Below are 8,374 nucleotides of genomic sequence, written 5' to 3'. Positions count from 1 at the left end.
GATCATCCCGAGCAGCTCATCTACCCTGTGATCCGGATCATCCATGCCATAGAGAATGGCATAGTACCTGAGGTTCTCGTAGGCACTCTGCCGCTCAGAAAAGCCGTTATTCTCAAAGAGCACCCCGATTCGCCGCCGTGCCTCGTCATCTGAACCGAGATCGGCGCCATTCACCGTGGCTCTCCCGCCATCAGGAGTGAGGAGTCCGAGGAGGAGATTGATCGTCGTTGTCTTTCCTGCCCCGTTTGGGCCGAGGTACCCGAAGATCTCCCCCTTCTCAACGGAGAATGATACATTATCGAGCACCATCCGCCCATCAAAGGATTTCGAGAGGTTCTCTGCCCTGATCGCCTGCATGGTACACCAGAATGTTAAAAACAATTTACATTTATGGATTATGAAGGCACCGGTTCTGCCCCTTTCATCCTCTCACAAAGGGAACCGAGCAGCACCCGTGCACCTGCCTTGTCGAGCGGCTGGTTATCATTGCCGCATTTTGGCGAGAAGATGCAGGCAGGGCAGCCGTCGGCACACCGGCACTCGCTGATAATCGCTTCTGCAAGCGAGGCGACCCGGAAAACCAGATCATATGCCTTCTGAGAGAGCCCTGCTCCCCCGATATAGCCGTCATAGATGATGATCGCAGGAGTGCCTGTTGCCGGATGGCAGGCAGTTGAGATACCGCCGATATCATACCGATCACAGATGACAACACCCGGCATTGCCGCGATCAGGGCATGTTCGGCGGCATGGAGGGCGCCATCCGGATCACCGATTCCTCCATCTGCTAACATATTCTCATCAATTGCGATCAGAAGCCCCTGTGTCGGGAAGGAGAGAGGGGGTGCATCAACCTCGGCAGATCCGATCACCCGGTCATACCTGACGATACGAAAGCCATAGAGCTCTTCAGTGACGGTCACCCCGGCAGATGAGATGGTGAAGCCTCCGTGGGAGACGCTCCTTTCAATCGTGCCGACCTCGACACTCTTCCTCATCAGGGGACGGGTATGGTAATCGACATCGGCTGCCTCAACCCGGATCTGGCGATCCTCGCGGTTCACCGACCGCACGATGTAGCTCTCCCCCTGGTGGAGGATGATCGCACCCGGATATGCCTCGCGATATGCCTGTGAATCATCCATCGTTTCGATAAGATACCCGTTATGGGTTATCCGGTATCCACCTGATGCCGATCCCGAGAGGGAGACAAGTTCGGATGCACGGGAGGAGCCGGCATAGACGATCCCCCGCTTCGTTTTTGCCAGAATCTCCTGTTCCATGAGGGTTGCAAGATAGTCGTTCATCTCTGCTCCGAAATATCGGCAGTCAGAATCGCGTATCGGCACCTCGGCTGCCGCACAGAGGAGATGCCCCGAGAGGGCGATCGGGTTTCTGCAGTCGATTGCCGCATGCTCGTATGCAGTCTCAAAGAACCGATCCGGGTGGTGCATGTAGTACTGGTCGATCGGATCGTACCGGGCTACCATCGCGACGATACTCTCTCTTCCGCTCCTTCCGGCACGCCCTGCCTGCTGCCAGAAGGAGAGGGTGGTACCGGGATACCCTGCCATCACCACCGAGTCGAGGGTGCCGATATCCACCCCGAGCTCGAGTGCATTTGTCGATACGATGCCCCGGATACTTCCCTCCTTTACTGCTGACTCGATCTCCCGGCGTTCATCTGCGAGATACCCGGCACGGTAGGCACAAATCGTTGTCTCCTGAGCTTGTCCGGCTGGAAATTCTTCGCGGGCCCTGAGCGCAATCACCTCGGCAAGCCGCCGGGACGATGAGAAGCAGATCGTCTGGTACCCCTCGCGTATTGAAGCGGAGAAGAGATCAGTTGTTTCGGAGACGAGAGATGCCGTCGGGTCGCGGGCATAGGGGTTATAGAAGACGATTCTACGCGCATTCTGCGGAGACCCGTCCTCACTGATGAGGCGGCATGCTCTGCCGGTGAGCTGCTCACCAAACTCTCCGGGATTGCCGAGTGTGGCCGTTGCCAGAATGAATGCAGGATTGGCATCATAGAATGCGAGGACACGCAGAAGACGCCGGATCAGAAGGGCGATATGCGAGCCGAAGACCCCCCGGTACCGGTGTGCCTCGTCGATGACGACAAATGCGGTACCTGAGAAGAAATCTGCCCACTGCCGCCGCCAGGGGAGGATATGGTGTATCTCATGCATATTCGAGATGATGATCCGCGAATGTGCCCTGATGCCGGGGCGGGCATCGCGGGGAGTATCTCCATCATAGACGGCGGGCCGCATACCCCCTCCGATCGCAGCATCGATCTCCTGAAATGCCCGGAGCTGATCACGGGCAAGCGCCTTTGTGGGGTAGAGCAGCAGGGCACGGGCATCGGAATCGGTGAGGAGGCGATCGATGATCGGGAGGGCAAAGGCGAGGGTCTTTCCTGACGCAGTCGGGGTTGCAAGGATGATATCCTCACCATCAGCGAGGGCTTCATATGCCAGGGCCTGGTGGATATAGGGTTTAATCCCCGATTTGGCGAGATACTCTTTCAGGCGGGGGTGAAGCCGATTTGGCACCTCCGCATACTGCGCCTCCCGTCCCGGCAGCGTTTTGATGAAGAGTGCATCATCCGGGTACCCGTACCGTTCCTGAAAGGATCTGAGGAGCGGGGATGTACTCACCCTGCCATCTCCCGGTAGAATCGGAGGAGTTCGATGAGCGAGAGGACATCCTGCCGGTTATGTTTCAGCACCGGGAGAAGAGGGCCCGGATTCTTTGTCCTCCGGTAGATATCGTAGAATTCGGGAACAAGCGCCCCCGGAAGATCTGATCCCCTCTCTATTCCGAGCAGCTCTTCTTCGACCGTGCCGAGGCGGCAGTCGCAAAGCGTACTCCTGTGCATCCTCCGGGTGATATGGAGGAGATCGATCTGGTCCCTGGAAATTTCATGTTCTATACCATAATAGGCGAACCGGTCTGCCAGGTACGGGAGATCAAAGGATCTTCCATTATAACTGATGACTGTTGCATCCTGTGGCACCGAATCTCTCCAGGCAAGGAGTGCGGGGAGCTCCTCGTCGATATCGCGGGCGAGGAACTGATGGAAGGAGATCCGGCCGCCCCTGAGCTCAGCCGATCCGATCAGAAAGACCGGGCGGGAGAATACCCCGAGCGTCTCGATATCCAGAAAACAGAACCGCTCATCCGGCGAGAAAGCGGATGCCATGATGATATCAGGATGTGTCCGCCCGAATCGTTCTGCAATTAACGCCACAACTGCTCCAAAGTCGCCCTCTTCGATGATCCGAAGCACCTTTTCAGCATCTTTTTGGAACCCCCTGATATGGCGGAGATCATGGATTGTCCTGCACCCCTTCCTGATAAGCAGCCGCTCGGTGGCAGGCCCGATACCGGGTATGAGCCTGAGCCTTCCGGCCAGGCGGTGCTTTGCTTCTTCCGGATGAAGCGGGAAATGCTGATGGTCATGCTCTTCGGTGATCCTGAGGCAGATCCCCTCATCCGTCTCAATCTCGGTTCCCTTGCAGATATCAGCAAGGTCAGATCCCGCATAGTTCCGGAGGAGTGTATCGCGATTCTCCATGCATCTCTGGTATGCAGATGCGAAGACCGGGGATCGTGCGATATGTGCCCGGAACCGGTTGTCATGATCGATGACGGAATAGCCGGGTGCTGCACTGATCCTCTGCCGCCAGAATGTACCAGCATCCGTAAAGGCACCCGCAGATCGTCCCATATGTACTCATCCGGGTGATCTCAGATAAATCCCTTGAGCGGGGCGTGAAAGTGAACTTCAAACGGCTTATTGCAGAAGAGGAACGAGTATCTTCATGGCGTTTCTCATCTCGCTCCGCGAAGAGGCTGGCACAGGGGGTATCTTATGCAGATACAGGCACTTCTCATAGATATTGACGGGGTTCTGGCAGTAGGCGGAGTGCCGATCCAGGGCGCACCCGAAGCGATCCGGTGGATTGAAGATCAGGGAATCCCCTATCGGTTCGTTTCAAACTCGACCCAGCGGAGCAGGCGGCAGATTGCGGAGCGGCTCAATAAGGCCGGCTTCTCCATCTCTCCCGATCAGATCGCAACCCCGGTCGTTTCTGCACTCCGGCTTCTTGAAGAGAAAGGTATCAGCGCCTGCCGCCTCCTGATGACCGATGCTGCCAGATCCGAATTTTCCGAGGGGGGCATCACCGAAGCCCCAAATGGCGCAGAAGCCGTGATCGTCGGTGATGCCGGATCAGCCTTTTCCTTCAGCGTCCTGAATGAGGCGTTCCGCGAGATCAATGACGGAGCCCTCTTCATCGCCCTTGAGAGGGACCGGTACTGGATGGCCGAAGATGGACTCACGCTCGCTGCCGGGCCGTTTGTCGCGGCACTTGAGTATGCCACCGGAAGAGCCGCAACGGTGATGGGCAAGCCCTCGCCTGATGCTTTCCTTTCCGCATGTACGATGAATGGTGTAGAGCCTGGGAAGACTGCGATGATTGGGGACGATATAAGAACAGATGTGGGTGGTGCACAGAACGCAGGGCTTGTTGGCGTGCTGGTAAAAACCGGCAAGTATTCGCCTGTGGCTGCCCGGGAGTCGGGAGTTCAACCGGATATGATCCTGCCTTCAATAGCGTATCTGAAGGAGTTGTTTGCGAGATTTATATGATAAAATATTATATATACTAAACACTCCTTATCCCTCCTCATGCCCGGTGAGGTATCTGGTGTTCCACAGGTCTGCATGAGCTTTGTTCTTCGCCATCAGCAGCGGGTGGATTCCCTTTATATTTTGGGGGTGAAGACAGGTGAACAAGGTCCTTCTTCATTCCCTTCCCCTGATGAAGAGAGACGGATCCGGCACCTTTCGCGTTCCTGTTATATCCCGGCAACAGAATGCCTGATCCGGATGATGGATGAAGGCTTCAGATGCGGCCTGCTGTTGTCTGGTGTCCTCCTTGAATACCTTCAGGGATCTGAGCCGGATCTCTGCGATCTGCTCCGGGATGCCGCCAGCCACAGGCAGGCAGAACTCCTGACCGAATCGTACTATTGCTCTGTAGTGGCTCTCTTCGGGGAGGTTGAGGAGTATCAGCACCAGGTTGAGATGCACCAAAGAGCGATGGAGGACTTTTCCGGACGAAGGCCGGCGATACTGGTTGCAACTGATTCGATATTCAACTGGACGGTGATCACAGCAGCAATGAACATGGGCATCCCGGCTGTCTATACCGATGTGTTTGGGAAAAACACTCCTTTTATAAATCCCCTGAAGAGTTATCAGGCTGGTGGGATGCCTGTTTTAATCAGGCACTGCGAACTTTCGGATGATATCGCCCTTCGGTACGGAGAGGTGGACTGGATACATCATCCCCTCTCTCCTTGTACTTATGCAGGCTGGCTCTCTGCAATCAGGGGGGGTATCGCCCATATCATGGTTGATATGGAGGTTTTTGGCGGCCGCTTCCAGCCAGAAACAGGTATATTCGCATTTCTTGAAGGATTGCCCGCAGCATTCCATGATACTGGCGTACGCAGTATCCTGCCTTCTGAGGCGGTTGCACAGGCCACTTCACCGGATCAGATCCCGGATGAACTGATCGAGAGCGCATCGGTTGCATGGCCGGTCAATATGATGCAATGCACGACTCTTGAGGCTCTCAAGGCTGCGGGACAATGGGTTCCAGACAGAACGACCCTCCGTCGTTTCCAGGCACGTGATCACTTCTCGCAGATGGCAACAACATCAGGATCATGCGGGATGCTGACAGACTACCGGACACAGGCGGATGCATACCGGTACTTTTCTGATTATATCGCGGCTCTTTGCAAATTTGAAGAGGATCAGATCGGTTTTGTCAGGGCAAAGACCGCTGCCCGCATTCTCCGTTGCATTCCCCCAAATCAGGCATTCCACTTCTGCAGCCCATATCACAGGGAGGGCTTCTCTGCCCATTCACTGGAAGAGTTTGTCAAACTTCTCAATGTGGCAACTGATGAATGCATCCTCCACCATTGCGAACGCCTGGATTTTGAACACTGGGTACGGGATGTGATCCATGACGAAAAGCTTGCCGACGCGATCCATCCCCTGACGACTCGTGAGGATATACAGAAAGCAGTTATAGAGAGGGTTCGTTTTCTATGGAATCGCTTAAAATAGCTTTCTTTGCCTGGGAATCCGTCTATACGGAGAAGGTTGGCGGGCTCGCCCCGGCCGCAACATATCTTGCCGAAGAGCTGGCGAAAACACATGAGATTCACTACTTTACGAGAGGTAAAGAGGATTTTACAAGGAATGGCGTACACTTCCACTCACTCTCCCCACACCAGATCGATATTCTCTCCCATTGCAGGGAGATGAGCGAAGAGGCAATCGACCGGTTCCTCGAGTTTGACGACCCTCCCTTTGACCTGCTCCATTTCCATGACTGGCATTTTTACCAGACACTCCGGCAGTTCCAGGACCGGGTAACTGTTCTCACGTTCCATTCAACAGAGTATGGAAGAAACGGGGGCTCTTTTGGTGGATGGAAAGAATTCATCGAGATATCCGGGATCGAACAATCGATGGCATCCCTTGCCCGTGAGATCATAACTGTCTCAAAGGTGATGAAAGTGGAGCTTATGTGGCTCTATGATGTTCCTGATTGGAAGATATCCATCATCCCGAATGGAACAGATCCGTCTCTCTACATGCTGGATGTTGTCCCCGGGCTCATCAAGCAACGATATGGGATCCATAAACTCGCCCCGCTCGTCCTCTTTGTCGGCCGTATCGGATGGCAGAAAGGCCCGGATATACTGCTTGATGCAATCCCGCACGTGCTTGCCAAAAGGGAGGATGTCAGGTTCATCTTCGCAGGCAAAGGTGATATGCTGCCTGCCTTGCAGGAACGATCCCGTGGCCTTCCGGTACAATTTACCGGCTATGTCTCTGATCCCGAACATCTCGAACTCCTGAATGCGGCTGACCTTATCTGTATCCCGAGCAGAAACGAACCTTTCGGCCTCGTGCTCACCGAAGCATGGAGTGCCGGCAAGGGAGTGGTTGCGTCTGATGTGGGCGGCCTCTCGATGAACATCGAGAACCTTGTCGACGGGATTAAGGTACCCCCGGCACCTGATCCGATTGCATGGGCGATCTGCTACTCGCTCAACAATCCGGATTTCCTCATCTCAATGGGGATTGCAGGCAGGCAGAAGGTGATGGATCAGTTTAACTGGAAGAGGGTGACAGAGAAGCTCAACCATGTATATGTGAAGGTGCTTAAGCCTCCACTATGCTGATCCTGGGGGACTATGGTCATGGATGGGAGAAACCTGACCGATTATGATATCTACCTCTTTAAGGAGGGATCACATGCCCGCATCTATGAGTGCCTGGGATCGCATTCCTCACGGGACGGGGTGCACTTCGCAGTCTGGGCTCCCGAAGCCCGGAGCGTCTCTGTTGTAACGGATCAGAATAACTGGACGCCTGGAATTGATCCCCTTAGCCCTCGGTGGGACAGCTCTGGGGTTTGGGAGGGGTCAGTTGATGAGATTGAGATCGGCTCGATCTACAAGTATGCAATAGAAACATCATCCGGTAAGATACTCTTCAAAGGCGATCCTTTCGCGTTCCAGTGGGAAGAGCCTCCAAAGACTGCCTCCAGGATCACCTCCCTCTCCTATGACTGGGGAGATTGTGCGTGGATGGAGGAGCGCATCTCCATAAATGCTCTTGATGCCCCACTCTCGATCTATGAGCTCCATATCGGCTCGTGGCGGCGTGTCCCCGAAGATGGCGGGAGGATGCTCGGGTACCGGGAGATGGCTCCACTCCTCTCAGATTATATCCATGAGATGGGGTTTACCCATGTCGAGTTCCTTCCATTAATGGAACACCCGTTCTATGGATCGTGGGGCTACCAGACAACCGGATACTTCGCGCCCACGGCCCGGTATGGTCCGCCCGAGGATCTGATGTACCTGATCGATCACCTTCACCAGAACAGAATCGGTGTGATTCTGGACTGGGTACCCTCTCATTTCCCCTCGGATTCCCATGCGCTTGCCCTCTTTGACGGGTCGCATTGTTATGAACACGCCGACCCGAAACAGGGGTTCCACCCGGAATGGCAGAGCTGTATCTTTAATTATGGTCGGAACGAGGTTCGTTCCTTCCTCCTCTCCAGTGCCCGGTTCTGGCTTGATCGCTATCACGCAGACGGCCTGAGGGTGGATGGGGTTGCCTCGATGCTCTACCTTGACTATGCACGTCCTTCAGGCGAATGGGTGCCGAACAGGTACGGCGGCAAGGAGAATATGGAGGCAATTTGGTTCCTGCGATTGCTAAATGAGACCGTTTATGCTGATTTTCCAGATGTGCAGGTGATTG

At 54.9% G+C, this 8,374-nt stretch carries 7 protein-coding genes; 4 read left to right on the top strand and 3 right to left on the bottom strand.

The window, feature by feature from the left end; translation table 11 throughout:
* From QCH34_RS02990 to QCH34_RS02980, 3 genes are all read right to left on the bottom strand, one after another.
* On the bottom strand, positions 1-357 hold a 357-nt coding region (locus tag QCH34_RS02990; protein ID WP_300329858.1), incomplete at its 3' end, for an ABC transporter ATP-binding protein.
* Positions 358-395: 38 nt separating this feature from the next.
* On the bottom strand, positions 396-2,663 hold the full coding sequence (locus QCH34_RS02985; RefSeq protein ID WP_300329856.1) for a DEAD/DEAH box helicase: 2,268 nt from the start codon (positions 2,661-2,663) through the stop codon (positions 396-398).
* Positions 2,660-3,736 carry a ribonuclease H-like domain-containing protein gene (locus QCH34_RS02980; RefSeq protein WP_300329853.1) on the bottom strand — a complete coding sequence of 359 codons (1,077 nt, stop codon included), beginning with the start codon at positions 3,734-3,736 and terminating at the stop codon, positions 2,660-2,662. The genes QCH34_RS02985 and QCH34_RS02980 overlap by 4 nt, the downstream gene beginning before the upstream one ends.
* 144 nt (positions 3,737-3,880) lie before the next feature.
* Between QCH34_RS02980 and QCH34_RS02975 the strand changes: the two genes are divergently transcribed.
* The 4 genes from QCH34_RS02975 to QCH34_RS02960 form a co-directional block, all read left to right on the top strand.
* Positions 3,881-4,660 (top strand): TIGR01458 family HAD-type hydrolase, encoded by a 780-nt coding sequence (locus QCH34_RS02975; RefSeq protein WP_300329850.1) that lies wholly within the window; start codon positions 3,881-3,883, stop codon positions 4,658-4,660.
* 39 nt (positions 4,661-4,699) lie between these two features.
* Complete coding sequence (locus tag QCH34_RS02970; RefSeq protein WP_300329846.1) at positions 4,700-6,154, top strand: hypothetical protein; 1,455 nt, start codon at positions 4,700-4,702, stop codon at positions 6,152-6,154.
* On the top strand, positions 6,136-7,281 hold the full coding sequence (locus tag QCH34_RS02965; RefSeq protein ID WP_300329842.1) for a glycosyltransferase family 4 protein: 1,146 nt from the start codon (positions 6,136-6,138) through the stop codon (positions 7,279-7,281). The genes QCH34_RS02970 and QCH34_RS02965 overlap by 19 nt, the downstream gene beginning before the upstream one ends.
* Positions 7,282-7,299: 18 nt before the next feature.
* A partial coding sequence (locus tag QCH34_RS02960; protein ID WP_300329837.1) for an alpha-amylase family glycosyl hydrolase occupies positions 7,300-8,374 on the top strand: 1,075 nt, incomplete at its 3' end.

The organism is Methanocalculus sp. (assembly GCF_029762515.1).
Taxonomy (GTDB): Archaea; Halobacteriota; Methanomicrobia; order Methanomicrobiales; family Methanocorpusculaceae; genus Methanocalculus.
Note: the sequence above shows the minus strand (reverse complement) of the source record. Positions and strands in the feature narration are given on the sequence as shown.